Annotated in this window: 27 protein-coding genes; 12 read left to right on the top strand and 15 right to left on the bottom strand. The window is 61.6% G+C overall.

What is annotated here, in order from left to right:
* The first annotated feature begins 3 nt into the window (after positions 1-3).
* The 3 genes from AC0L3L_RS33175 to AC0L3L_RS33165 all read left to right on the top strand — a co-directional run bounded on the left by AC0L3L_RS33175 (position 4) and on the right by AC0L3L_RS33165 (position 2,427).
* Positions 4-1,011, top strand: a complete 1,008-nt coding sequence (locus AC0L3L_RS33175) for a sterol desaturase family protein (protein WP_473527714.1) — start codon at positions 4-6, stop codon at positions 1,009-1,011.
* Between the two features lie 77 nt (positions 1,012-1,088).
* Positions 1,089-2,030, top strand: coding sequence for a substrate-binding domain-containing protein (locus tag AC0L3L_RS33170; RefSeq protein WP_473527715.1), 942 nt, complete (start codon positions 1,089-1,091; stop codon positions 2,028-2,030).
* A 79-nt stretch (positions 2,031-2,109) separates the two neighbouring features.
* On the top strand, positions 2,110-2,427 hold the full coding sequence (locus tag AC0L3L_RS33165; protein WP_473641430.1) for a MocE family 2Fe-2S type ferredoxin: 318 nt from the start codon (positions 2,110-2,112) through the stop codon (positions 2,425-2,427).
* 52 nt (positions 2,428-2,479) lie between these two features.
* On the opposite strand, the gene AC0L3L_RS33160 is transcribed toward AC0L3L_RS33165, so the two are convergent.
* On the bottom strand, positions 2,480-2,983 hold the full coding sequence (locus AC0L3L_RS33160; RefSeq protein WP_473641429.1) for a DUF2938 domain-containing protein: 504 nt from the start codon (positions 2,981-2,983) through the stop codon (positions 2,480-2,482).
* Positions 2,984-3,082: 99 nt separating this feature from the next.
* Between AC0L3L_RS33160 and AC0L3L_RS33155 the strand changes: the two genes are divergently transcribed.
* On the top strand, positions 3,083-3,760 hold the full coding sequence (locus AC0L3L_RS33155; protein WP_473641427.1) for an ArsR/SmtB family transcription factor: 678 nt from the start codon (positions 3,083-3,085) through the stop codon (positions 3,758-3,760).
* Between the two features lie 198 nt (positions 3,761-3,958).
* On the opposite strand, the gene AC0L3L_RS33150 is transcribed toward AC0L3L_RS33155, so the two are convergent.
* Complete coding sequence (locus AC0L3L_RS33150) at positions 3,959-4,447, bottom strand: anthrone oxygenase family protein (RefSeq protein ID WP_473641425.1); 489 nt, start codon at positions 4,445-4,447, stop codon at positions 3,959-3,961.
* Between the two features lie 186 nt (positions 4,448-4,633).
* Between AC0L3L_RS33150 and AC0L3L_RS33145 the strand changes: the two genes are divergently transcribed.
* Positions 4,634-5,233 carry a TetR/AcrR family transcriptional regulator gene (locus AC0L3L_RS33145; RefSeq protein WP_473641424.1) on the top strand — a complete coding sequence of 200 codons (600 nt, stop codon included), beginning with the start codon at positions 4,634-4,636 and terminating at the stop codon, positions 5,231-5,233.
* 99 nt (positions 5,234-5,332) lie between these two features.
* On the opposite strand, the gene AC0L3L_RS33140 is transcribed toward AC0L3L_RS33145, so the two are convergent.
* Positions 5,333-6,586 carry an MFS transporter gene (locus AC0L3L_RS33140; protein WP_473641422.1) on the bottom strand — a complete coding sequence of 418 codons (1,254 nt, stop codon included), beginning with the start codon at positions 6,584-6,586 and terminating at the stop codon, positions 5,333-5,335.
* A gap of 131 nt (positions 6,587-6,717) precedes the next feature.
* On the opposite strand from AC0L3L_RS33140, the gene AC0L3L_RS33135 reads away from it, so the two are divergent.
* Positions 6,718-7,587 carry an AraC family transcriptional regulator gene (locus tag AC0L3L_RS33135; RefSeq protein WP_473527721.1) on the top strand — a complete coding sequence of 290 codons (870 nt, stop codon included), beginning with the start codon at positions 6,718-6,720 and terminating at the stop codon, positions 7,585-7,587.
* Positions 7,588-7,693: 106 nt separating this feature from the next.
* Here the strand turns inward: AC0L3L_RS33135 and AC0L3L_RS33130 are convergent, their stop codons facing one another.
* The 6 genes from AC0L3L_RS33130 to lgt form a co-directional block, all read right to left on the bottom strand.
* On the bottom strand, positions 7,694-8,629 hold the full coding sequence (locus AC0L3L_RS33130; RefSeq protein WP_123148470.1) for a ribose-phosphate pyrophosphokinase: 936 nt from the start codon (positions 8,627-8,629) through the stop codon (positions 7,694-7,696).
* Between the two features lie 167 nt (positions 8,630-8,796).
* Entirely contained in the window at positions 8,797-9,414 is a 618-nt protein-coding gene (locus tag AC0L3L_RS33125) for a hypothetical protein (protein WP_473488743.1), read from the bottom strand.
* 53 nt (positions 9,415-9,467) lie between these two features.
* Positions 9,468-10,619 carry a M24 family metallopeptidase gene (locus tag AC0L3L_RS33120; RefSeq protein ID WP_473488742.1) on the bottom strand — a complete coding sequence of 384 codons (1,152 nt, stop codon included), beginning with the start codon at positions 10,617-10,619 and terminating at the stop codon, positions 9,468-9,470.
* Positions 10,619-11,413: a peptidoglycan editing factor PgeF gene (gene pgeF, locus AC0L3L_RS33115; RefSeq protein WP_473488741.1), complete on the bottom strand. Its 795-nt coding sequence runs from the start codon at positions 11,411-11,413 to the stop codon at positions 10,619-10,621. Before pgeF ends, AC0L3L_RS33120 begins: the two co-directional genes overlap by 1 nt.
* Positions 11,414-11,546: 133 nt before the next feature.
* A complete protein-coding gene (locus tag AC0L3L_RS33110; RefSeq protein WP_473488740.1) occupies positions 11,547-12,635 on the bottom strand; it encodes a class I SAM-dependent methyltransferase in 1,089 nt (362 codons plus the stop codon).
* Positions 12,632-13,486 carry a prolipoprotein diacylglyceryl transferase gene (lgt, locus tag AC0L3L_RS33105; protein WP_473488739.1) on the bottom strand — a complete coding sequence of 285 codons (855 nt, stop codon included), beginning with the start codon at positions 13,484-13,486 and terminating at the stop codon, positions 12,632-12,634. The genes AC0L3L_RS33110 and lgt overlap by 4 nt, the downstream gene beginning before the upstream one ends.
* Before the next feature lie 131 nt (positions 13,487-13,617).
* Here lgt and AC0L3L_RS33100 point away from each other — a divergent pair, with 131 nt between their 5' ends.
* The 3 genes from AC0L3L_RS33100 to AC0L3L_RS33090 all read left to right on the top strand — a co-directional run bounded on the left by AC0L3L_RS33100 (position 13,618) and on the right by AC0L3L_RS33090 (position 15,121).
* Complete coding sequence (locus tag AC0L3L_RS33100) at positions 13,618-13,920, top strand: accessory factor UbiK family protein (protein WP_473488760.1); 303 nt, start codon at positions 13,618-13,620, stop codon at positions 13,918-13,920.
* A 328-nt stretch (positions 13,921-14,248) separates the two neighbouring features.
* The gene (locus tag AC0L3L_RS33095; protein ID WP_006202532.1) at positions 14,249-14,749 is read left to right on the top strand and encodes a type III secretion system chaperone family protein; all 501 of its coding nucleotides are present in this window, start codon (positions 14,249-14,251) and stop codon (positions 14,747-14,749) included.
* Positions 14,750-14,761: 12 nt separating this feature from the next.
* Positions 14,762-15,121 carry a tRNA-binding protein gene (locus AC0L3L_RS33090; protein WP_292180350.1) on the top strand — a complete coding sequence of 120 codons (360 nt, stop codon included), beginning with the start codon at positions 14,762-14,764 and terminating at the stop codon, positions 15,119-15,121.
* A gap of 187 nt (positions 15,122-15,308) precedes the next feature.
* Here AC0L3L_RS33090 and AC0L3L_RS33085 read toward each other — a convergent pair whose 3' ends face one another.
* The 4 genes from AC0L3L_RS33085 to AC0L3L_RS33070 form a co-directional block, all read right to left on the bottom strand.
* On the bottom strand, positions 15,309-16,394 hold the full coding sequence (locus AC0L3L_RS33085) for a glycosyltransferase family 4 protein (protein ID WP_473488738.1): 1,086 nt from the start codon (positions 16,392-16,394) through the stop codon (positions 15,309-15,311).
* 230 nt (positions 16,395-16,624) lie between these two features.
* Positions 16,625-18,037 (bottom strand): ATP-binding protein, encoded by a 1,413-nt coding sequence (locus AC0L3L_RS33080; RefSeq protein ID WP_473488737.1) that lies wholly within the window; start codon positions 18,035-18,037, stop codon positions 16,625-16,627.
* A gap of 52 nt (positions 18,038-18,089) precedes the next feature.
* Positions 18,090-18,809, bottom strand: coding sequence for a response regulator (locus AC0L3L_RS33075; RefSeq protein ID WP_095491594.1), 720 nt, complete (start codon positions 18,807-18,809; stop codon positions 18,090-18,092).
* Entirely contained in the window at positions 18,796-19,329 is a 534-nt protein-coding gene (locus tag AC0L3L_RS33070; protein WP_031255243.1) for a MarR family winged helix-turn-helix transcriptional regulator, read from the bottom strand. The genes AC0L3L_RS33075 and AC0L3L_RS33070 overlap by 14 nt, the downstream gene beginning before the upstream one ends.
* Before the next feature lie 247 nt (positions 19,330-19,576).
* Between AC0L3L_RS33070 and AC0L3L_RS33065 the strand changes: the two genes are divergently transcribed.
* The 3 genes from AC0L3L_RS33065 (at position 19,577) to AC0L3L_RS33055 (ending at position 21,694) form a co-directional block, all read left to right on the top strand.
* Positions 19,577-20,470, top strand: coding sequence for a branched-chain amino acid aminotransferase (locus AC0L3L_RS33065; RefSeq protein WP_029349987.1), 894 nt, complete (start codon positions 19,577-19,579; stop codon positions 20,468-20,470).
* A gap of 145 nt (positions 20,471-20,615) precedes the next feature.
* Positions 20,616-20,933 (top strand): hypothetical protein, encoded by a 318-nt coding sequence (locus AC0L3L_RS33060; RefSeq protein ID WP_095491592.1) that lies wholly within the window; start codon positions 20,616-20,618, stop codon positions 20,931-20,933.
* 119 nt (positions 20,934-21,052) lie between these two features.
* Complete coding sequence (locus AC0L3L_RS33055; protein ID WP_473551508.1) at positions 21,053-21,694, top strand: MBL fold metallo-hydrolase; 642 nt, start codon at positions 21,053-21,055, stop codon at positions 21,692-21,694.
* Positions 21,695-21,809: 115 nt separating this feature from the next.
* Here the strand turns inward: AC0L3L_RS33055 and AC0L3L_RS33050 are convergent, their stop codons facing one another.
* A complete protein-coding gene (locus AC0L3L_RS33050) occupies positions 21,810-22,226 on the bottom strand; it encodes a BA14K family protein (protein ID WP_473641442.1) in 417 nt (138 codons plus the stop codon).
* Between the two features lie 215 nt (positions 22,227-22,441).
* Positions 22,442-22,654 carry a cold-shock protein gene (locus tag AC0L3L_RS33045; RefSeq protein ID WP_006202521.1) on the bottom strand — a complete coding sequence of 71 codons (213 nt, stop codon included), beginning with the start codon at positions 22,652-22,654 and terminating at the stop codon, positions 22,442-22,444.
* Between the last annotated feature and the right edge of the window lie 344 nt (positions 22,655-22,998).

Here is a 22,998-nt window from a genome sequence, read left to right as displayed (position 1 = left end):
GATATGGACGACCTAAAATACGGCAAGCGCAACAAGCGCGGCGACTGGGCCCCCGACGAACCGGCCGGCACCGCGCCGCTCTTCGTCTTTCCGCCGCGGCCGCTCGCGCTGCTGAAGTGGCTGCCGCACTACTTCCTGCCCTACAATCTGCTGTTCGCCCTTTCGGCGGTGGCCTGGTGGCAGTTCGTGCTGCCCGATGTCGCGGTGATGAAGACGCTCTCCTGGGGCTGGATCGTCAGGCTCGTCATCGTCAACTGCGCAGCCCTTCTATTGTTCTTCGGCGTCTTCGAGCTCAGGCTCTACATCCTGCGGGCTCAGGGCAACAGGTTCAAATACAATGGCAAATGGCCGTCCGAGCAGAAGAGCAAGGCCTTTTTCTTCGGCAGCCAGAATATCGACAACATGCTGCGCACCTTCGGCACCGGGCTGCCGATCTGGACGGCGATCGAGGTCGCCATCCTCCATGCCTATGCCAACGGCTACGTGCCGTGGCTCACCTTTGCCGAGCACCCCGTTTACCTGTTCTGCCTGGCGCTGGCGGCGCCGATCATCCACGAGACCCATTTCTTCCTGCTGCACAGGGCCATCCATTGGGGGCCGCTCTACAGATGGGTGCATTCGGTCCACCACAATTCGGTGAACCCCTCGCCATGGTCGTCGCTGTCGATGCATCCGGTCGAGCAGTTCGGCTATCTCGGGGTTGCGCTGTGGCATCTCATCATCCCGTCCAACCCGATCCTGGCGCTCTATCAACTTCACTTCGCCGGCTTCGGCGCCATCCCCGGCCATGTCGGCTTCGACAAGGTCGAACTCGGCGAGGACAAAGCCGTCGATAGCCACGCCTACATCCACTACCTCCACCACAAATATTTCGAGGTGAACTACGGCGACGGCCTCATCCCGTTCGACAGGTGGTTCGGCACTTTCCACGACGGCAGCAAGGAAGGCGAGGCCCGCATGCAGGCCCGTTACGAGAAGAAGAAGGCGCGCGCCAACGCCGCGGCCAAATAGCGCCGTCAGCGATCCCGAAAGGGCCGGTATTCCAAAAAGGAGTGAGCCGGCACTCCACGTCCAGAGGGAGGAAATCCATGAAGAAACTTCTGTGTTCGGCAGCGTTGGCGACAATGATGTCGACCGCTGCGATGGCAGAAACGATCGGCGTCAGCATCGTCAATTTCGACAACAATTTCCAGACGCTGCTGATGCACGGAATGCAGGACCGAGCCAAGGAAAAGGGCGTCGGCATCCAGGTCGAGGATGCGCAGAACGATGTCGCCAAGCAGCTCGACCAGGTGAAGAACTTCATCGCCAACGGCGTCGATGCCATCGTCGTCACGCTGGTCGACACCAACGCTTCCAAGACCATCAGCGACGAGGCCGCGGGCGCTGGTATTCCGCTCGTCTTCGTCAATCTCGAGCCCACCGACATGGCCAATCTTCCCGACAAGCAGGTCTATGTCGGTTCCAACGAGGTTGAATCCGGCACATTGGAGGCGTTCGAGGTATGCAAGCTGCTGCGCGCCAAGGGCAAGTCGGCGGGCGCCAAGGCCTACATCGTCATGGGCAGTCTCGTTCACCAGGCAGCGCTGCAGCGGACGAAAGATGTCGAACAGATCTTCGGCACCGACATGTGCAATTTCATCGAGATCGTCGATAAGCAGTCGTCCGAGTGGGCGCGCGACAATGCGCAGAACCTGATGACCAACTGGCTGACCGCCGGTCAGGCGCCGGACGCCGTCATCGCCAACAATGACGAATCCGCCATCGGCGCCATCCTGGCGCTGAAGGCGAACGGCGTCGACATGAAGGACGTCGTCGTCGGCGGCATCGATGCCACCCAGGATGGCCTGCAGTCGATGAAGGCGGGCGATCTTGCGGTGACGGTGTTCCAGAACGCCAAGGGGCAGGGCGGCGGCGGCGTCGACGCCGCACTCGCCCTTGCCAAGGGTGAGAAAGTCGATCGCGTCGTCTACGTCCCGTTCGAACTGGTCACGCCGGCCAACATGGCCGACTACCTCAACAAGAACTAGGCCGCAGCAAGCCCTCCAGGACGGCTGCACGGGCCGTCCTGGACGGTTCCCTGCGCAGTTCATTATCGAAGGAAAGCAAATGTTCAGCTGGATTACGGCCTGCAGCCTCGACGACATCGAACAGGAAGGGGCCCGCCGCTTCGACTATGGCGGCAAGACCTACGCCGTCTTCCGCTCGCCCGATGACGAGGTCTTCTGCACCGATGGCCTGTGCACGCACGAGGCCGTCCATCTCGCCGATGGGCTTGTCATGGACTACCAGGTCGAATGCCCCAAGCACGCCGGCGCCTTCGACTATCGCACCGGCGCGGCAATGCGGCTGCCGCCCTGTGTGAATCTCAGGACCTATCCGGCCAAGGTGGAAGTGGGCTCCGTCCTGGTTGCGATCAGCCAGTAACAGGAAGTGTGGCTAGGCAGTCGGCCTGAAAGCCGACCGCAATCGATCAGTGTCAGACCGGAAACAGGCGTGCCGAAAGCAACGCAGCGACATACAGCCCGACGCCGAAGGACAGATGAGTCATGAGGCCGCGCAGACGCGCAGTGTGCGGGTTGGGCGTTTTCGAGGCTGCAATTCCGGCTCCAAAAGCTGGCTGCATTATGAAGAATGGGGCGACAATAGTGGCCATGCCGACAAGAAGGGCAGGAAGCAATGTCGGCTGTCGTGCCCAGTCGAGGCCCCATACTCCCATCAGCGATGCAGCAAAGACGATGCCGATCGCGTAATGCGCAACCCAACCGATAGGCGTTTCGCCACGAATTCGGGGCGCCTGCGCGATATTCGCATGCGCGAAACGTCCTCGCGGAAAGTGCCCAATCCAGCGGCCGACCCAGGCATAATCAAGCGATGGAATTGCGAACGCAAGCTTCAGAAACAACCCCCAAAGATCCATCACCGCCGTCGCTCCTGCTCCGATCGCGGCTGCGCGGACAACGAACTCAACCTGCTCATCCATTTCTATGCTCCTCCCTTGTCCACGGAGTCAGACACTAACCAATTAAAACCTCTCATTCAATGTATTGATTGATCGATTGATTGATGATAGCCATGCGGTATGAAAAACGCAGACGTCCATCATCCGATCTTTGACGAAATAGCCGATCTCGCCCGAACGCTGGGACATGCACACCGGCTGGTTCTCCTCCGCCAAATTGCCGACGGCGAATTGGCCGTAGAACAGCTGACGCAGCTTTCCGGGATCGCGTTGGCCAACACCTCGCAGCATCTTCAACACCTCAAGCGGGCCGGCTTGGTGCAGACCCGGCGAGACGGGAAACGCGTGCTCTATCGTTTGGCAGATGGGCCGATCGAAGACGTGCTCGCGGCACTGCGAAGCCTTGCGAACCATAGGCGCGAGCAAATCCGTGAGCTCATCAACGACACTATGAGCCGGCCGGACAGACTGGAGAACATCTCGCGCGAGGAACTCGTGCGCCGCATGCGAGACAACGAAGTCGTGCTGCTCGACGTTCGGCCGCAGGAGGAATACGCAGCCGGGCATTTGCCGGGTGCGATCAACATTCCCGTGAGTGAGTTGGAGGATCGACTTGCGGAGCTTCCACGAGAGAAGGTCATCGTCGCCTATTGCCGTGGTGTCCAGTGCGTTCTTTCTGCCGACGCGCTGGCAATCCTGAGGACGCGCGGCTGGGCCTCACGCCGGTTCGAAGGCGGTTTTCCCGAGTGGCTGACCTCAGACCTTGATGTCGACGGCATGAACTATGAGAGCGGCTGACAGAAGCCAAAGTCGGCGTCGCCGGCCCAAGCCCGAATATGAATGGAAACTGGAACCGCCACAGGGGCAATGCCCGCGGCAGGCTGAACGGCACACGCCGGAAGCGCGTTGGGGCCTGCTGGCAAGGGCATGCCAATGTCATTCACCGCGGCCTTGCCTGATGTCGGCTGGCCACCTTGCTCTGCTGGGCGCTCCCGGTCACAGCCTCACCAGACCGAAGCCGGCAAAAGCCAAGGCGATTCCTGAAGCGATGGTTCGCGCCTGGTTCCAGAACTGCCACCGTTGTGAATAGTCCTGCCAGATCTCTCGCGCAGTCTCGATATCCTTGGGAACGGGAATTGCTGCCAATGCCTCGTTCATCGGCACGTTCACCGTCAATGTGAGGAAAAGGCCCGATGTCAGATAGACGAGCGCCGCGGCAGCGAACCAGAACGCAGGCGACTTGCGGCCATCGAAAAGCATCGCGGCAGCCGTGAGCCCGAGAACGACCGGCGTCAGAAAGAATGCCGGAAAGAATACGGCGTTGCGAACCGACGCATTCATCGCCTGCATAGCCTCGATCGCCACTCGGGGATCAGTCTGGTCAAGCCCCCACATTGTGGAGCAGACCCAGGCGTAGAAAAATCCGAAAATCGCCCCGGAAAAGACGATCGATGTGACCGACAGTCCTACCACTATGCCAGGCATCACTGCTTCCATAGAACCGTATCATCGTGTACGCTTTCACATATACGTACAAACGTGTACGGTTTTGGTCAAGCAGTTTCGAGGATTGGCAGTTTCGAGGATTGGCAGTTTCGAGGATTGGCAGTTTCGAAGATTTGGCAGTTTCGGAGCTTGGCAGTTTCGAAGATGGGCAGTTCGGAGATTGGAATGCGCGAGGACACCAAGGCTGCGCGTCGAGCACATATCGAGAGGGCAGCCTACAAGCTTCTCAAGGAAAGAGGCTACGGCGGGACTTCCATGCTTGGCATAGCCAAAGAGGCAAAGGCGTCAAACGAAACCCTCTATCGCTGGTATGGCGACAAGAAGGGCCTGTTCAAGACGATGGTCGAAAACAATGCAAGGGCGACGAAGGCGGCACTGGATGCGGCAATCAGGGACGACGCCGATCCTCTGGTAACCCTTGAAGATGTTTCTCCGATCCTGCTATCGATGCTGCTTGGCGAGCGGGCAATTTCCCTGAACTGCGCGGCTGCTTCTGACGAAAGTGGCGAATTGGGTGCGACGATCGCCGCAGGTGGTCGCGATTCTGTATTTCCGCTGATCGAGAAACTGATCCAGCGCGGCTTGGAGAGCAGCGTGCTGGCCGCGCCGTCTGCGCGCATAGCGGCCGATTGGTTCCTGAACCTGCTGATCGGCGATCTGCAGATCCGGCGGGTCATTCACACTCTGCCGGTTCCTTCAGACAAGGACGTCCATTCCAGAGTCGTCGCTGCGATCAGTGCGTTTAGAAAGCTTTGTGGCACGTGACGACAAAAATCGACCTGTGACCATACTCACGCGTAGGGTGAGCAGGAAGACGGCTGCTCCTGAGAGCAATGACAGCGTAGCTTAAGGCCGAAATCCAACTCAAGCTTCACCGATCGTGGTCTCTTCATCGATCATCCTGGCTTGCCTCATGTTGGGAAGGAAAACCGTCAGCAGCCCGAGCAACGGCAGGTAGGAACAGATCTGAAAGACGAAGTCGATGCCTTTCATGTCGGCGACGACGCCGAGCACGGCGGCGGCGATGCCGCCCATGCCGAAGGCGAAGCCGAAGAAGATGCCGGCGATCATGCCGACGCGGCCCGGCACCAGCTCCTGGGCGAAGACGACGATGTTCGAGAAGGCCGAGGACAGGATCAGGCCGATCAGCACGGTCAGGATCATCGTCCATTCGAAATTGGCGTAGGGCAGGGCCAGCGTAAAGGGCAGCACGCCGACGATAGAGAACCAGATCATCGCCTTCTGTCCGTAGCGGTCGCCGAACGGGCCGCCGAGTAGGATGCCCAGCGCCGAGGCGCCGAGGAACAGGAACAGCATGACTTGCGACATCTGCACCGAAACGCCGAATTTATCGATGGCGTAGAAGGTGTAGTAGCTGGCGAGGCTGGCCATGTAGGCGTTCTTGGTCAGCACCAGCAAGGTCAGCACCGCCAGCGCGCCCATCACCTTGCGGCGCGGGAAGGGCGAGACGAAGCCGGCCGCTTTGCGGTTGGCGAGCGAGGCGCGCAGGCGGCTGTACCAGCCGCCAACCCGCCACAGCACGAGGATGCCGATCAGCGAGCCGGCGGCAAACCAGGCTATGCTGGTCTGGCCGAAGGGCACGACGATGAAGGCGGCCAGCAGCGGCCCGATGGCCTGGCCGAGATTGCCGCCGACCTGGAACAGCGATTGCGCCAGGCCGAACCTGCCGCCCGAAGCGAAGCGGGCGATGCGGGAGGATTCCGGGTGGAAGATCGCCGAGCCGATGCCAATCAGCGACGCGCCGATCAGCAGCAGCCAATAGTGTCCGGCATAGGCCAGCACGATCAGGCCGATCAGCGAGGACGCCATGCCATAGGGCAGCGAATAGGGCATCGGCCGCTTGTCGGTGACCATGCCAATCAGCGGCTGCAGCAATGACGCCGTCACCTGGAAGGTGAAGGTCAATAGACCGATCTGCCAGAAATCGAGACCGTAATTGCCCTTCAGCAGCGGATAGATGGCCGACAGCAGCGACTGCATGACGTCGTTGACACAATGGCAGAAGCTCACCGCAAGGATGACGGTGAAGGCCGTCGCTTGCGCCGAAGTGTGGCTGGCCGTCGCCGGCGTGGCGGTGGTAGCTGTCGTATCGGTCAAGGCAGGCTCCATGGTCTTTTTGGCGGACGCTCCCGCAGGCGGCCCTTATGGCCCCGCTGCCTTATAAGTCACTTGCCGGGCGACTTCTTTCGTGGTTTGGTCCAATAGTTTCGCGAGTGGGCCAATACCCAATGCCGCATGGCAACGAAATCTTCAAAGCGGGCGACACCGATCTCGGCCAGTTCACCGATCTCGGGCAGTTGCATCAGCGCCGCTGGCAGTGGCTGGAGCAGGCCGTCGGGCCGGCGGTGGCCCTGCCGACCGAATATCCCGACGGCTACCATGTGCCGCAGCACCGTCACAGTCGCAGTCAATTGCTGCATGCGCTTGTCGGCGTCGTGCTGGTTACGACGCGGCATGGGCGCTGGATGGTGCCTCCCGATCATGCGATGTGGATTCCTGCCGGCACCGAGCATTCCGTCGAGATGCTTGGCGACGTCAGCATGCGCTCGGTCTATGTGATGCCGGACGCCATTGCGGGGCTGCCGCATGGGCTGCGCGTCGTCGGCATTACAGATCTGATGCACAGCCTGATCGTGGAATCGGAAAAGCTGCCGCAGGGCGCCGAGTTGGAGGGGCGCGGCGGGCTGATCATGAGCCTCCTGCTGCATGAAATCCCGAACCTGCCGGAACGGCCGCTCGGCCTGCCTTTTCCTTCAGATCCAAGGCTTGCGGCACTCTGCCGGCGCTTCGTCGCAGCACCCTCGCCGCACGCGACAATCGACGAATGGGCCGATATCGTCGGCATGAGCCGCCGTTCCTTCACCCGTGCCTTTCATCGCCAGACCGGATTGTCGCTGTCGACATGGCGCCAGCAGGCCTGTCTGTTCGCGGCCTTGCCGAGGCTGGCCGACGGCGAGCCGATCACAAGGGTGGCGCTCGACCTCGGCTATGACAGCGTGCCGGCCTTTATCACCATGTTCAAGCGCATGCTGGGAGCGTCGCCGCGCGGCTATATGCGCGGGTCAAGGGACAACATCAGGGTGTCGACGAACGGATAGCGCATGACCCCGAACCTTCGGTTCGGAAAGGATCGTGCGCAAAATCAAAGTGCTACAGCGTCCTTTGCGCGTCCGCTGGACGCGCGGCGCTGTAGGCTGGCAGATTTCAGTCGAACAGGCTCGACACCGATTCTTCGGTCGCGGTGCGCGAGATCGCCTCACCCATCAGGTCGGCGATGGAGATGACGCGGATGTTGCTGGCGTCGAGCACCGCCTGGGTCGGCTGGATGGAATCAGTGATGACCAGTTCCTGCAGTTTCGAGGCGCCGATGCGGGCGATGGCGCCGCCCGACAAAACGCCATGGGTGGTGTAGGCGGTGACGCTGGTGGCGCCGGCGGCAAGCAGTGCATCGGCCGCATTGCACAAGGTACCGCCCGAATCGATGATGTCGTCGATCAGCAGGCAATCCTTGCCGCGCACGTCGCCGATGACGTTCATGACTTCCGATTCACCGGGGCGCTCGCGACGCTTGTCGACGATGGCAAGCTGGGCATCGATGCGCTTGGCGAGCGCGCGGGCGCGGACCACGCCCCCGACATCCGGCGACACGACCATGACATTGGCAAGCTTCTTGTATTTCGCCTTCACGTCGCGGGCCATGACCGGCACCGAGAAGAGATTGTCGGTCGGGATGTCGAAAAAGCCCTGGATCTGGCCGGCATGGAGATCCAGCGTCAAGACACGATCGACGCCCGCGCGCGTGATCATGTTGGCGACCAGCTTGGCCGAGATCGGCGTGCGGCCCGAGGCGCGGCGGTCCTGCCTGGCATAGCCGAAATAAGGAATGACCGCGGTGATGCGCTTGGCCGACGAGCGCATGAAGGCATCGATCATGATGAGCAGTTCCATCAGGTGATCGTTGGTCGGGAACGAGGTGGACTGCAGGACGAAGACATCCTCGCCGCGCACATTCTCCTGGATCTCGACGAAGATTTCCTGATCGGCGAAGCGCCTGACGCTGGCTTTGCCCAGCGGGATGTTGAGATAGCGGGCGACCGCTTCGGCCAGCACCCTGTTGGAATTGCCCGCGAAAAGCTTCATGCACCGTTCCTGGTGAAGGATGGAGACTCTGGCAGACTCTCTTGAGCCCCTTAGTCGGGGCTTTTAGCGGCCCGTGCCGGTATTGCAAGCGTCGTGATCGGGAATCCGCCGGCTAATCTCAATAAACGTCGACGGCGAGGGAAGCCGGCAACATGTCGGCCCGCCGGTCAGCCCGCTTGGCCGCCAAGCCATGTGGCGAACTGGTCGATCGTCTGATCGGCGATCGCCTGCATGGTCTCCGGCGCGACAGCAGCCCAGCCTTCGCCATCATTGACCGAGGGCGCCTTCTGCTGACCGTTGATGCGATGCAGCCGGTTGCCTGCCGGGTCATAGACGTCCCAGACATAGATAACGGTGGTATCCTTGCCTTCCGACATCGTTGAGAAATAGCCTTTCAGCACATGCGTCGGGGTCTGGCCGGCGCTGCCTGCCAAGGTGATGCCGCGCTGCTTGGCTCGCGTTTGAAGCGCCGCGGTCAGCGGTGTCGCGGCTTCCACCGAGGCGCCGACGATCGGCGCTACCTGCAGTCGGGTTCGTGCGATGACGGCGGCGCTCTTTGCGGGCGGCGCGGTCGTGGTTGCAGGCTGCGCAGGGGCGGGAGGCTCTGTTGCTGCGGAAGACTGCGCGGTCGTTGCAGGTGTGGTGGGCGTTGCAGCCGTGCCGGTTCCGGCCGTTGGCGACTGCGGGGCGATGGCCGAGGGTTCGAGAACGTCCTTCGCGTTGGTGCAGGCGGCCAGCGCCAGCGCCGCGAGCAATGACACGGTCGTCACGTGCGATCGCCTCATTCCCTCAAAACTCCCTGGCGATGAACGCCCTTTGCATCCGTACCATTATGGATTCATTGCACAATCAAGTCGAGATCATGGCGGGACAGCGGTTTCGGCTGCGATTCAGTCGTCAGATAGGTGCGGCCGAGCGTCATTGCCGTCTCGGTTTCGGAGTCCATGATGATCATGTGGGCGAACAGCGTCATGTTTGGCGCAATGGGTTCCGGATTGCCCTGATAGAACATCGGCATGTCCATCCATGATGGGGTGAAGCGGGCGCCGAGCGAATAGCCGCAGGCGTTGAGCCGGTGTTTGGTCAAGTTGTGCGCCTCGAGCGTGCGGGCATGCGCGTCAAACACATCGCCGAAGGTATTTCCGGGCGTCATCGCCTTTTCGACCGCCAGAAGTGCGGCGCGCGCAGCATCGAACAGTTCCTGGTGACGCTTCGACACTTTGCCGGTCAGCACCGTGCGCATCATCGCCGCATGGTAGTGGTGGAAGACGCCGGCCCATTCGAGCGTCAGCTGGTCGTTCTTACCCAGCTTGCGACGGCCGGCCTTGTAACGGCAAAGCAGCGCGTCCACGCCAGAGCCGATGATGAACTCGTTGGCCGGATAATCGCCGCCGCCGGCAAAGATCGCGCCCTGCATGGCGGCAAGGATCAAGGCTTCGTCGCCACCCTGCTTGATCAGCGGCAGGGCCGCGTCCAGCGCGTCGTCGGCGAGATTTGCGGCCTTTTCCACCTTGGCGACTTCGGCCGGGCTCTTGAACAGGCGCAGCCGGTTGACGATGCCGGAAGCGTCGGCGATCTGGCCAAAGGTCTGCAATTGCTCGTCCAGGCGCCGGCCATTGTAGGCGGTCAAGCCGTGGGTGTCGTATTCGACGCCGATGCGGGCGCCGAGCAGGTCGAGATCGTTGAGCAAATTGCGCAGGTCGATCGCCGGATTGGCGCCGTCGCGATCGGTCCACAGCACGATGTTGTCGATGATCGAGGTGTGGCGCGCCTGGCGCAGATCGGCCGAGCGCGTGAGCAGGATCATCGAACCGTCTGCCTTCACCACCAGGCACTGGAAGAAGCAGAAGCCGAAAGTATCGTAGCCGGTCAGCCAGTACATGCTCTCCTGAGCAAACAGCAGGACGGCATCGAGTTTCTTCTCGGCGATCTCGATCATCAGCCGATCGCGCCGCGCGTCAAATTCCGACCGTTCGAAATGCAGCGCCATTATTCTGTCTCCAAAACGATTGCCGAAATCTGCCGCCCGTAATCCGGCTCCTTGCGATGCGTGCTACGCCGGTAGGAATAGAACAGATCCTCCTCGGCATAGGTGCAGCGGCCGAGCCCGTCGGCGACCACGCCGGTCCGGGTAAGCCGATCGACCGTATAGAGGTTGAGGTCGAACATCGCGTGCCCTGGTTTCGCGGAAGGCGCGAAATAGCGGATATTGTCGGCGTCGGCCTCGATGAAGCGGGCGACGAATTCCGGTCCTACCTCGTATTTTTCTGGGCCGATGGAAGGACCAAGAACCGCAACGATGCGCTCGCGCCGGGCGCCGAGGCCTTCCATAGCCGCAATGGTGTTTTCCAGCACGCCTGACAAAGCGCCCTTCCAGCCGGCATGGGTTGCGCCGATGATACGTGCTTCGGCATCGGCGAACAGCACCGGTCCGCAATCGGCGGTCGAGGCGCCGACGGCGATGCCCGGCCGGTCAGTGACGACAGCGTCGGCCTTCGGCCGCTCGCCGGAAAAGGGCTCCCTGGCGATGACGACGTCGGGCGAATGGATTTGGTGGGCGGTCAAGAGATGGCTTGATGGCACGCCCATCCAGTCGGCGACGCGGCGGCGGTTCTCGGCTACTTGCGTCTGGTCGTCGCTTGAGCCGGTGCCGATGTTGAGGCCCCGATAGATGCCGCTGGAGACGCCGCCGATGCGGGTGAAATAGCCGTGGCGAATGCCTTGCGCCCGCGCCTTTTCCAGCAAGGGCGACCGAACGGGATCCGGCTTGGTCTGATTCAGCATGGCGGCGTTGTTGTCCGTGTGGGCGATTTCGTCAAGCGACAGTCCAAAGATCGCGACAGTCCACAGATGAGCTACACTCCATAGATCGGCGACAGTCGGAAATAGGGAGAGTGGGAGAGGCGGCAGTGAAAAGTCAATCCGCTGTTGCAAAGGGCGGAACGGCGATGCCGGCAGGCAGGACGGCAAGCACCTTGAACAGGTCGCCCATGGCTTGCGGGCCGGCGAGGCGTTCGACCTCGCCTGCAATCTTTTCGCGAGCCGCCTCATTGGCGTTGGCGCCGAGCTGGCCGGCGCGTTCGAGAAGGCCCATTTCCACCAGGAATTCGCCTTGCGTGGAGAGATGGGCATCGAGGCCGTGTGCCCGCACAATTGCGGCAAGGGCGGCGAAATCGACATGGGCGGTGAGATCGGCTTCGCCCGGATTGGCCAGCACATCTTCGTGATCGTGCTTGCGCAAGGCCTGCAACGTGTCGCCGATCCCTGGCTGGAGGTAGCCATAGTCGAGGAACAGGCCGGCGCCACCGAGCCCGGCCAATCGCTCGGCGATGCTCGCCATCAGCGCGGCTCGGGCCGGCGCGACCTCGACGATCGCGCCCTGTGGGGCGTTTTCGGCATCGTTCGGCAACAGCGTTGGATCGACCGAGCTGGCGCCGGCGAAGAAGTGCAATTCGTCGGCGCTATCGAGGCCGATCATCCGTTCGCGCCAGCCTGTTCCGGCGCGGACGAACTGGCGGATCGGCACTGCGTCGAACAATTCGTTGCCGACGATGAAAAGCGGGGTCTGCGGCAGCGTATCGATGCTTTCGTGCCAGCCGATCGTGGCCGGCGTGGCGGCAAGTGTTTGCCTTTGGACATCTGCCAGTCTTGGGCTGGTCTCGATCATGGCGAACGATGCGCCGGCGGTCAGCGCCGGATCGAGCCGCGAAAGCGTGCGCAACATGTCCTTCATCAGCGTGCCGCGGCCGGGGCCGATCTCGGCGATGGTGACCGGCATCGGCCGGCCGGTCACTAGCCAGGCTTCATAGAGCCAGACAGCGATCAGCTCGCCGAACATCTGGCTGATCTCCGGCGCGGTGACGAAGTCGCCGGCAGCCCCGAACGGCTCGCGCGTCGTATAGTAGCCGTCCTGCGGGTCGAACAGGCAAAGCGCCATGTATTGGTTGACGGGGATCGGCCCCGCCGCAGCGATCAGCTTGACGATGCGGGTTTTTAGTCGGGTCATACCGGCTGTGGCTGTGTTACCGGCTTTGCCGTCGCCATCGCCCAGATGCCGGCCAGCAGCATCGGCAGCGACAGCACCATGCCCATGGTCAGCCAGCCGGTGCCGAGGAGATAGCCGAGCTGCTGGTCGGGCTCGCGGAAGAATTCGACGAAGATGCGCGAGAGACCGTAGCCGGCGATGAAGGCGCCGCCGACGAAGCGCGGCGTCTTCAGCTTGAGCCTGGAATGGGTGAGGAAGCGCAGGACCAGGAACAGCACCAGGCCTTCGAGCAGCGCCTCGTAGATCTGGCTCGGATGGCGCGCAAATGGCCCGCCATTGGGGAATTCGACCGCCCATGGTACGTCGGTCGGCCGGCCCCAGAGTTCGGAGTTGATGAAATTCGCCATGCGGACAAGGCCAAGGCCGACCGGCACGCCAGCCGCCACCACATCGAACAGCGACCATGTGCGGATGCCGCGCGACCAGGAAAACAGCGTCATGGCGAGAATGACGCCCAGCATCCCGCCATGGAACGACATGCCGCCCTGCCAGACGGCAACGATATCGAGCGGATGGGCGATGTAGCGCGGCAGGTCGTAGAACAGCACGTAGCCGGTGCGCCCGCCAAGCACCACACCGATGGCCGCCCAGACGATGAAGTCGTCGAGGTCCTCGGGCTTCATTGGCACGGTGCCGTCGGGCCAGAGCCTCGCATTGGTGACGAGCCGCTTGGCATACCACCAGGCAAAGAGAATGCCGACGATGTAGCCGACGCCATACCAGTGCACCGCCAGCGGTCCGATCTGGACGATGACCGGGTCGATGTTGGGGAAGGGCAGGGCGGCCAGCGGCAGCATAAGATATTCGCTCAACAGGATCTCCTGGTTGCGATCACGTTCGGGCGCGGACCATGCGGCAGGGTTTTGACGGGGTCAAGGCGACGTGGATGCTTGCATTCCGCGTCGCGCGCCACTACGTCAAATCGAGCAAGCGAGGATTTGCCATGTCGACCGGACCGAATCGCATTCTCGATGAATTCGCCAAGCTGATGACCGACGCTGCGGGTGCCGCGCAAGGCGTGCGCCGCGAAGTGGAAACCGCCTTCAAGGGGCAGGCCGAGCGAGTTCTCAACTCGATGGACCTGGTGCAGCGCGAAGAATTCGAAGCTGCCCGCGATATGGCGGTAAAAGCCAGGGAAGAAAATACCCGTCTCGCGACGCGCCTCGAAGCGCTCGAGGCGAAGCTCGCCGAATTGACAGGGCAGACCGCACCTGCGGCTGCGACAAAGCCCAGATCAAAAAAATAATCGTTAAACTTTTCCACAAAGCACAATCGCAAAAAGCGCTTTGTCGTGAATCGCTTACCGGCATTGCGTGAATCTTTGTGACAGCGGCTTTCCACATGCGAATGACGCAGTGCGAAAAATTGGGCTGGTCACGCGACTCCCGATCAATAGACTGAATTTGTTGCATGATTCGGAGCAGGGTCATGCGCCGGGCGGTGGGGTCCGGTCTGGGGTCTTTGCGTTGACGAAGTCCCGGCCGTCCGAGTTCTAGACAAGATTGTTCGTTGTGTGTGCCTCTCCCGCGGAGCGTGTGGTGGCGCTCCGCTCCCAGAACGACAGGAAGCATTCCATGGAACTTCTCGAACTCGAATTCTCGCGCGAAATCCATCCGGTGGATGTTATCGAGCAGGTGGCGCACAACAACGACTGGTCCTTCGAACGGGCCGGCGACGACGAGATTTCGATTTCGGTTGCCGGAAGCTGGACCGACTACCACGTCTCATTTTCCTGGATGGAGGATTTCGAGGCGCTGCATCTGGCCTGCGCTTTCGACATCAAGGTGCCGGAGGCGCGCGCGCTCGAAGTGATGCGGCTGCTTTCGCTGATCAACGAGCAGATGCTGTTCGGCCATTTCGACCTCTGGGAACAGGAAGGCGCGATCATGTTCCGCCAGTCGCTGCTGCTCGCCGGCGGGGTCGAGCCGTCGAGCCAGCAGGTCGAGGTTCTGTTGTCGTCGGCGCTGGAAGCCTGCGAATGCTATTTCCAGGCGTTCCAGTTCGTTGTCTGGTCGGGAACCTCGGCCAAGGATGCGCTGGCCGGCGTCCTGTTCGAGACCTACGGAAACGCCTGAGCCAGGTCCTCAATGAGTTCGAGCAGCCAGCGCAAGCCCGAGATCAGCTTCGCCGATTTCGACCGTGTCGATATCCGCGCCGGCACCATCGTCGAGGCCGAACCGTTTCCCGAGGCGCGCAAGCCGTCGATCAAGCTGAAGATCGATTTCGGCCCTGACATCGGGGTGAAGAAATCATCGGCGCAGATCACCAAATATTATGCGCCGGAAACGCTGATCGGCCGGCAGGTGTTCGCGGTGGTCAATTTTCCGCCGCGGCAGATCGGACCCTTCATGTCGGAAGTGCTGACGCTTGGCTTTCCCGACGAGGAGGGTGCTGTCGTCCTCGGCGCAATCGAACGCAGGGTGCCTGACGGCGGCAGGTTGTTCTAGCTTCGTCATCCACGGGCGGAGCGGGAGCGAAGCGGACGCGCAGACCCGAGGATCCATGCCGTAGCAGTGGTCGAAGAATAGGACGGTCCAGAATCGCGTTGTTCTTTCCTTGGCCGCTCCTGTGGAGCAAGTGCGGCTCGCCGCCGCCTCAACCCAACAGGTTCTTCACCGAAGGGCCGCTCGCAGGTCACGGAATGGATCCTCGGGTCTGCGCGTCGGTTTCGCCGCCGCTTCGCCCGTGGATGACGAAAGTTGGTGTCAGTTTTCGCTGGGTGCCCAGCGCCTCTCCAACCGTTTCCAGGAACATCTCCGCGCAGGCTTTCCAGCTATAGCGCATCGCCCGTTGGCGCGCCTCGGCGCGATCGACGTGGAGCGCGGCGAGCGCGGCCTCACGCAAATCGTTCGACACAGCTCCGCCGACGCCGTCGCCGACAATGTCGATTGGTCCCGTCACCGGATAGGCTGCGACCGGCGTGCCGCTGGCTAGCGCCTCGATGATGACATTGCCGAACGTGTCGGTGCGGCTGGGGAAGACGAAGACATCGGCCGAGGCGTAGATTTCGGCCAGTTCGTCGTTCGGGCGGTGGCCAAGGAAATGGGCATCGGGGTATCTGGCCTTGAGCCTGGCCAACTCCGGCCCCTCGCCGACGATCACCTTGCTGCCGGGCAAATCCAGATCGAGGAAGGCGGCCAGGTTCTTTTCGATCGCGACGCGGCCGGCACAGAGGAAGATCGGTCGCTGGAGTCCCAGATCCTTCTTCTTGTCCGGCCGGAAATGGTCGGTGTCGACGCCGCGCGTCCATGGTCTCAGCTTGGTGAAGCCGCGCGCCGACAAATCGTCCGCCAGCGACTGGGTGGCGACCAGAGTGCCCTGTCCGGAATTGTGGAAATCGCGAAGCCAGCGATAGGCCCAGGCTTCCGGTATCGGCAGCCGCGCGCTCAGATATTCCGGAAAACGCGTGTGGTAGCTTGTCGTGAACGGCCGGCCTGTTCTGCGGCAATAGCGCCGCGCCATGATGCCGAGCGGACCTTCGGTGACGATATGGATATGATCGGCATTGCGCGCTTCGATCAGGCGCGCGATGTGGCCTGGCGTCGTCAGCGCCAGCCGGATGTCCGGATAGGTCGGCATGGGCAAGGTGCGAAAGATGTTCGGGGTCAGGAAGTCCGTCTCGACGCCGAGGGATTTCAGGGTTTCCGAAAGCCGTTCCAGCGTGTGGACGACGCCGTTGACTTGCGGGCGCCAAGCGTCGGTGACCATCAGGATGCGCATAGCAGCCCTTTGCTTGAAAGGTCGTCGGTTTCCTTGATGCGGGGCCGCAAGGCCGAATCAATCAGGATCACGCGCTTCATGCGCGCTCTTCAGCATGGTTTCATGACGGGCCGATGAAGGCATAGCCGATGGCCGTCTACAACCACCGGAAAGCAGCGCATCGGCCCGAAAATCGAATCCGATAGTGTAGAGCGTACTTTGTGCGTCCAATTGGACGCACGTCGTTCTAATCAGGCGGGAACCTTGATGACTGCGCGCAAGCCGCCGAGCGGGCTCTTGTCGAGCATGATGTCGCCGCCATGGCTGCGGGCGATGTCGCGTGCGATGGCAAGGCCAAGGCCAGTGCCGCTGGCGTCGAGGTTGCGGGCCTCGTCAAGCCTCACGAAAGGCTTGAACACCTCCTCGCGCTTTTCGGGTGGAATGCCCGGACCGTCGTCGTCGATGGTGACGAGCAGCGAGCCGCGGCCGTGGTTGGCGTTGATCTCAACCGTCTTGGCATAACGGAAGGCGTTGCCGACGACATTGGATAACAGCCGGGCAAAAGCGTGGGGCCGCACATGCACATTTGGATCACCGGCGAGCGCGGTCGACAGTTTGCGCTTGCGCAGCGTGGCCTCCTCGCCGAGCTTGTCGAAATAGGCTTGAAGATTGAAACGGCCGGCGTCTTCCGTCGCCTCGCCGCGGGCAAAGGCGAGATAGCCTTCCAGCATGGACTGCATGTCATCGATGTCCTGACCAAGCGCCTCGGTGTCGGCCTTGGTCCCGGTCAGCGCAAGCTGCAGCTTGAAGCGGGTGAGAATGGTCCTCAAATCGTGACTGACGCCGCTCAGCATGGCGGTGCGCTGTTCGAGCTGGCGTTCGATGCGTTCGCGCATCTGGATGAAAGCAAAGCCGGCGCGGCGAACCTCCTCGGCGCCGCGCGGACGAAAATCGAGCGGCATCGGCCGGCCCTTGCCAAAACTTTCGGCGGCCTCGGCCAACGTCAGGATCGGCCGGATCTGGTTGCGCAGGAACGGGATGGCGATCATCAGCAGCACCAGCGAGGTGCCGACCATCCAGATCAGGAAAATATGCGTGTTCGAGGCATAGGCCTGACTGCGGCGCACGAAGGCGCGCAGCACCTTGCCTTCGAGCTGCACGCGGACCTCGATGATATTGGAATTGCCGACCGTATCGATCCAGAACGGACGGTTGATCTGATGGGTGATCTCGGACGAGAGAATTTCGTCGAGGATCGAGAAGAACGGCTTTGGACCGGGCGCCGGCAGCGGATCGGGCGGAAGCAAGTCGATCTTCAGCTGCATGCGGTCCTGTGCGATGCGGATGATGTTGGCGTAGTCGGCGTCGTTCGGATAGGTTTCGACCAGGTCGACGATGGCGGCAATGTCACGGACCGTGGCCTGCGACAGGCGCTGCGTCACGGTCTGCCAGTGGCGTTCCATGAAAACAAAGGCGAGGACCGATTGCAGCAGGATCATCGGTGCGATGACGATGATCAGCGAGCGGGCATAGAGCCGCTTCGGCATGTAAAGCGAAACGAGGCGCCAGAACCGTTTCCAGGCAAGCGGCACCGCCTTGAGCGCCCGCGTGGCGCGAGCGCTCAAGCCGCGATCTCCCGGCCGTTCCAGTTGCGTGGTTGCCATACGCCCTTTTTGCTCATCTGCAGCCAGTCAACAAGGGGCTGCGGGCGGCAGTCTATTCCACGCTGAGCCGATACCCAATACCGCGCACGGTCTGCAGCCAGACCGGATTGGACGGATCGCGCTCGATCTTGCGGCGCAGCCTGTTGATCTGGACGTCGATGGTGCGTTCGCCGACTTCGGACTCGTCGCCGACAAGCTCATGGCGCGGTATCGTTTCGCCGGCCCGCGCCGCGAAGATCGCCAGGATCTCCTGCTCGCGGTCGGTCAGCTTCAGAGCCTCGCCGCCGCGCTTGAGCTCCCGCCTGGCGATCTGGAACGTGTAGGGGCCGAAGACCAGTTGCTCGACCTTGGGCGTCGTTGCCGGACCGCCGCGGCGCAGGATGTTGTTGATGCGCAGGATCAATTCGCGGGGATCGAAAGGCTTCGGCAAATAGTCGTCGGCGCCGGCCTCGAGCCCGGTGATCCGGCTGTCGGTCTCGGAGAGCGCGGTAAGCATCAGGATCGGCACGTTCTTGCTTGCCCGCAGCGCCTTGGCGAGATCGACGCCGGTTTCGCCCGGCATCATGATATCGAGCACGAGCAGGTCGAAATCGAGGCCGGCGAGCTTGCGCCGCGCTTCGCCGGAATTTCCGGCAACGGTGACGCGAAAGCCGTTTTCGGTCAGATATTGTTTGAGAAGATTGCGGATACGGGTATCGTCATCAATCACCAGCAGATGCGGCGCGTCGTCGTCCGGTGCTGCCGGTCGATCAACCCTTTCAATGGTCTCCATGGCTTTTCCCTGACGTTTTTGCGGGCACAATGTCGATCTGCGCCCTTAGTTCCGGATTGACCATCGCTTCCAGGAAGCGCTCGATCAAGGCGCGTTCGGTGGCTCCGGAATCTTCCAATGCAGCATGGATGCGGCGTGACTGTGGCCGTGCCAGCGCCAGTGCCAGGGCGCGGCCCTTGGCTGTCGGATAGAGCTCGCGCTGGCGGCGGTCGCGCGGACCCTGCAACTGGACGATGTGGTCGGTGTCGATCAGTTGCTTGAGCACGCGCGCCAGGCTCTGCTTGGTGATCTTCAGCACGTCGAGGAGTTCGGCGACCGTCAGGCCCGGCCTGCGATTGACGAAATGCAGAACCCGGTGATGGGCGCGGCCGAAGCCATAATCGGACAGGATCTGGTCCGGATCGGAGGTAAAATCGCGATAGGCGAAGAAGAACAATTCGATGATGGCAAAGTCGATGCCGTCCTCGTCGGTGATCGCCGTCCTGATCGGTTTTCCGGCTGGGTGGCTGCGATCCGTCATCTTTTCTCCGTGCGAAAGGGAAATTATGTCAGTACTATTGACGTAATTTCCCGGCAATGGTAATTTTTGACAAGCTTTTCGGCGGATTGCGAACGAAAAGGCAAGGGAAAGCCGTTTTTCCGGAACTTCCTGTGTTTGCCAGACCTTATATATCCGCCTACGCTTCGAGATACCGGCCGCCCGGTGCGGCTGACATGAAACACGCAACGACACAATATGTGCGGGCGGCCGCCCGCGGGAGGTTACCATGGCATCCGTTCCCTTTGACCAAATGGACGGCTTTATCTGGATGAACGGCGAGTTCGTCAAATGGGCCGACGCCAAGATCCACGTGCTGACCCATGGCCTGCACTACGCCAGCGCGGTGTTCGAGGGCGAGCGCGCCTATGGCGGCGAGATTTTCAAGCTGACCGACCACAGCGAGCGCCTGCACGAATCGGCACGCCTCCTCGGCTTCAAGATTCCATATTCGGTTGCCGAGATCGACGACGCCTGCCGCACGCTGTTGAAAAAGCAGGGTTTCCAGGATGCCTATGTCCGGCCGATCGCCTGGCGCGGCAGCGAACAAATGGGGGTTTCGGCGCAAAACAGCAGGATCAACTGCGCCATCGCCATCTGGCAGTGGCCGAGCTATTTCGATCCGGCACAGAAGCTGAAGGGCATCCGTCTCGATCTGGCCGAATGGCGCCGCCCCGATCCGCGCACCGCGCCGTCGAAATCGAAGGCTGCCGGCCTCTACATGATCTGCACCATGTCCAAGCATGCCGCCGAAGCCAAAGGCTATGCCGACGCCATGATGCTCGACTGGCGCGGCCAGGTTGCGGAAGCGACCGGCGCCAATATCTTCTTCGTCAAGGATGGCAAGATCCACACACCCACCCCCGATTGCTTCCTCGACGGGATCACCCGCCGTACGGTGATCGGCCTTGCCAAGGATCGCGGCTTCGAGGTGATCGAGCGCACCATCATGCCGGAAGAGCTCGAAGGCTTCCAGCAGTGCTTCCTCACCGGAACGGCGGCCGAGGTGACGCCCGTTTCAGAGATCGGTCCATACCGATTCGAGGTGGGTGAAATCGCCAAGACTCTGATGAACGACTATTCTGCAGCCGTTCAACCCAAGCATGCGATCGCCGCAGAATAACGAAAGTCACAGCTTTTTTAATAAGTAGGGGCGGTTTTCGAGCCGCCCCTTTTATTTAAGCAGTTCTGCATTTGACTTTCGTCCAATTCGGCGTCTCATGATGCTGTCGGCCCGGGAGGCTGGCAGCTATGGAGGGACTGGTAATATGGACATGAACACGCTTCTTCCGATCATTGTTCAGGTGATTACGGGTATCATCGGTGGCCAGGCGGTGGGCGCGGCGCTCAAGACAGCGGCAATGGGGCAGCTTACCAAAATCCTGGGCGGCGCGCTTGGCGGCGTCGGCGGTGCGGCCATCCTCGGCAGCCTGCTCGGCGGTGGTACGATCGATCCGGCTGCAGCCGCAGCGGCAACGAGCGGATTGGGCAGCGCGCTGAATGTGCAGAACATCGTCGGCGGTGCCGGTGGTGGCGCCATTCTGACGGCCATCATCGGCGCGGTCATGAATGCGATGAAGAAGTAAGCCTGGCGGTTTCGGGCTTTTCGCATGGGCGGCTTCGGCCGCCCATTTTTGTGCGTGGCAGCGGTGGACGCCGTTTACATGTGTCTCTACATCAGGGCCGACACAGCGAAAGGACGATCATGGGTCAGCTCAATGCCGGTATCGTGCCGGTCACGGCGTTCCAGCAAAACTGCACCATCCTCTTCGACATGGACGACAGACAAGGCGTTGTCGTCGATCCGGGCGGCGACATCGACAAGGTGCTGGCAGTGCTCAAGGACAATGCGATCAACGCCGGTGCAATCTGGATCACGCATGGTCATATCGACCACGCCGGCGGCGCCATGGAGCTGAAGGAGGCGCTCGGCATCGAGATCATCGGCCCGCATGAGGCCGATCGTCCGTTGCTTGCCAATCTCGAGAACCAGGCGAAACACTACGGCATCGCCGATCCGGTGCGCAACTGCGTGCCCGACCGCTTTCTCAGCGAAGGCGATACCGTCTCGTTCGGCCAGCACGCGTTCGAGGTCTTTCATTGCCCGGGCCACGCGCCCGGCCATGTCGTATACTACAATCGTGCTGCGAAGTTCGCCCATGTCGGCGACGTGTTGTTCCGCGGCTCGGTCGGGCGCACCGACCTGCCGGGCGGCGACCATGCCGCGCTGATCGCCTCGATCAAGGACAAGCTTTTGCCGCTCGGCGACGACATCGGCTTCATCTGCGGCCATGGTCCCGGCGGCCGCTTCGGCGAGGAGCGCCGGAGCAATCCATTCCTGATTTAAAGCGCGTCGCGTGTGGGGTGCCTCATGCGACGCGCTTCAATCTCTTCCCTTATGCATGCTGACAACAAAAACGCGCTGGCCTTGCGGACAGCGCTTTGTTTGGGGGCAGGAAGCCTCAGTTCGCGGTGCAGAAATGCTGTTCGCCGTCATAGCCGATGAACGTGCCGGTGCGGGCGTTGAAAGAGCGATAGCGATCCGAACAATATTCATACCAGCCACGGGTCCATGGCTCTGCGTAGCCGTCATTGTAGACGACCCGCGGTTCCGCGTAGTAGCGGCGCACCGGGGCGGAGCGTGGATAACGACCATAATCGTCGTAGCCGGGGTCGTAATAGCTGGGCTGCGGGTTGTTGAGCGCACCAACGATCAGGGCGCCGGCCGCGAGGCCAAGGACGCCTGCCGCGATCGCATCGCCATTGCCACGATGATGGTGCCGGTGGCGCCAGTCACCAGCGCTGGCCGCTGGCAAGGTCGCGAGCATGGTCGCAGCAATCGCGGCGGACAGGACGGCGGTCTTGAAAATTCGGTTCATGTCGGTCTCCTTCATGCCGGCCCGGGTAATTTGGGGGATGCGGTCCGGCTTTACCGAAGCTGATAGGCGACCGTGGCTGAACGGGGGCTGAACGAAATTGACGGGCTGGGGCCAGCCGATATTCATCGACGGCATGGCGCAAGGCACAGATATCGTACGCTCAACAAGGAGTGGACCTGCGCCACGGGACCGTCCGACGCTGTCTCGAACTCGGCTCAGCCGATCGACAGGTTGACGGCTTTCGGACCCTTGCCGCGCTTGTCCGGCTCGGTGTCGAATGTTACCTTCTGCCCATCCTCAAGACCGGGAAGACCCGACGCCTGCACGGCCGAAATATGGACGAAGACATCCTTCGCCCCATCATCCGGCGTGATGAAGCCGAAGCCTTTGGCATGATTGAAGAATTTGACGGTGCCGGTCTGCGGCATGGGAAGCTCCTTTGATCCCATCAAGTCCAGTCTCGGGCCGGCAAATGCCCGAGTGGAAATTTGTCGTTTATTTTAGCGTCATCGGCAAGAGAAAGTTTTGCGAGCCCTGGCTTGCCGCCACGCCACGAAAAAGGCGCGACGAAAACCGCCGCGCCTTCGAAAACTCGGGTCCGGCCCTGAAAGCCGGTTCAAGGCCTCTGAAGGGCCTCGGGCACATTCCTGGCACGTCCGCGCGGACGTGGGGGGCCGCCCCACACTAAAAGCGCCCCAAGAAAACCAAAAGAGACAAGAACAAAACGGAGGGCAGGCCCAACAAAGGGGAAAAAAAGGAGAACACAACACAC

The sequence above is a fragment of the Mesorhizobium sp. WSM4849 genome (assembly GCF_055811385.1).
This window is presented reverse-complemented; position numbering and strand designations above follow the sequence as displayed.

Excerpts from the sequence above, each read along its gene's own strand:
- AC0L3L_RS33175 (WP_473527714.1), top strand. The coding sequence starts at position 4 with ATGGACGACCTAAAATACGGCAAGCGCAACAAGCGCGGCGACTGGGCC.
- AC0L3L_RS33170 (WP_473527715.1), top strand. The coding sequence starts at position 1,089 with ATGAAGAAACTTCTGTGTTCGGCAGCGTTGGCGACAATGATGTCGACC.
- AC0L3L_RS33165 (WP_473641430.1), top strand. The coding sequence starts at position 2,110 with ATGTTCAGCTGGATTACGGCCTGCAGCCTCGACGACATCGAACAGGAA.
- AC0L3L_RS33160 (WP_473641429.1), bottom strand. The coding sequence starts at position 2,983 with ATGGATGAGCAGGTTGAGTTCGTTGTCCGCGCAGCCGCGATCGGAGCA.
- AC0L3L_RS33155 (WP_473641427.1), top strand. The coding sequence starts at position 3,083 with ATGAAAAACGCAGACGTCCATCATCCGATCTTTGACGAAATAGCCGAT.
- AC0L3L_RS33150 (WP_473641425.1), bottom strand. The coding sequence starts at position 4,447 with ATGCCTGGCATAGTGGTAGGACTGTCGGTCACATCGATCGTCTTTTCC.
- AC0L3L_RS33145 (WP_473641424.1), top strand. The coding sequence starts at position 4,634 with ATGCGCGAGGACACCAAGGCTGCGCGTCGAGCACATATCGAGAGGGCA.
- AC0L3L_RS33135 (WP_473527721.1), top strand. The coding sequence starts at position 6,718 with ATGCCGCATGGCAACGAAATCTTCAAAGCGGGCGACACCGATCTCGGC.
- AC0L3L_RS33130 (WP_123148470.1), bottom strand. The coding sequence starts at position 8,629 with ATGAAGCTTTTCGCGGGCAATTCCAACAGGGTGCTGGCCGAAGCGGTC.
- AC0L3L_RS33125 (WP_473488743.1), bottom strand. The coding sequence starts at position 9,414 with ATGAGGCGATCGCACGTGACGACCGTGTCATTGCTCGCGGCGCTGGCG.
- AC0L3L_RS33120 (WP_473488742.1), bottom strand. The coding sequence starts at position 10,619 with ATGGCGCTGCATTTCGAACGGTCGGAATTTGACGCGCGGCGCGATCGG.
- pgeF (WP_473488741.1), bottom strand. The coding sequence starts at position 11,413 with ATGCTGAATCAGACCAAGCCGGATCCCGTTCGGTCGCCCTTGCTGGAA.
- AC0L3L_RS33110 (WP_473488740.1), bottom strand. The coding sequence starts at position 12,635 with ATGACCCGACTAAAAACCCGCATCGTCAAGCTGATCGCTGCGGCGGGG.
- AC0L3L_RS33100 (WP_473488760.1), top strand. The coding sequence starts at position 13,618 with ATGTCGACCGGACCGAATCGCATTCTCGATGAATTCGCCAAGCTGATG.
- AC0L3L_RS33095 (WP_006202532.1), top strand. The coding sequence starts at position 14,249 with ATGGAACTTCTCGAACTCGAATTCTCGCGCGAAATCCATCCGGTGGAT.
- AC0L3L_RS33090 (WP_292180350.1), top strand. The coding sequence starts at position 14,762 with ATGAGTTCGAGCAGCCAGCGCAAGCCCGAGATCAGCTTCGCCGATTTC.
- AC0L3L_RS33085 (WP_473488738.1), bottom strand. The coding sequence starts at position 16,394 with ATGCGCATCCTGATGGTCACCGACGCTTGGCGCCCGCAAGTCAACGGC.
- AC0L3L_RS33080 (WP_473488737.1), bottom strand. The coding sequence starts at position 18,037 with ATGGCAACCACGCAACTGGAACGGCCGGGAGATCGCGGCTTGAGCGCT.
- AC0L3L_RS33075 (WP_095491594.1), bottom strand. The coding sequence starts at position 18,809 with ATGGAGACCATTGAAAGGGTTGATCGACCGGCAGCACCGGACGACGAC.
- AC0L3L_RS33070 (WP_031255243.1), bottom strand. The coding sequence starts at position 19,329 with ATGACGGATCGCAGCCACCCAGCCGGAAAACCGATCAGGACGGCGATC.
- AC0L3L_RS33065 (WP_029349987.1), top strand. The coding sequence starts at position 19,577 with ATGGCATCCGTTCCCTTTGACCAAATGGACGGCTTTATCTGGATGAAC.
- AC0L3L_RS33060 (WP_095491592.1), top strand. The coding sequence starts at position 20,616 with ATGGACATGAACACGCTTCTTCCGATCATTGTTCAGGTGATTACGGGT.
- AC0L3L_RS33055 (WP_473551508.1), top strand. The coding sequence starts at position 21,053 with ATGGGTCAGCTCAATGCCGGTATCGTGCCGGTCACGGCGTTCCAGCAA.
- AC0L3L_RS33050 (WP_473641442.1), bottom strand. The coding sequence starts at position 22,226 with ATGAACCGAATTTTCAAGACCGCCGTCCTGTCCGCCGCGATTGCTGCG.
- AC0L3L_RS33045 (WP_006202521.1), bottom strand. The coding sequence starts at position 22,654 with ATGCCGCAGACCGGCACCGTCAAATTCTTCAATCATGCCAAAGGCTTC.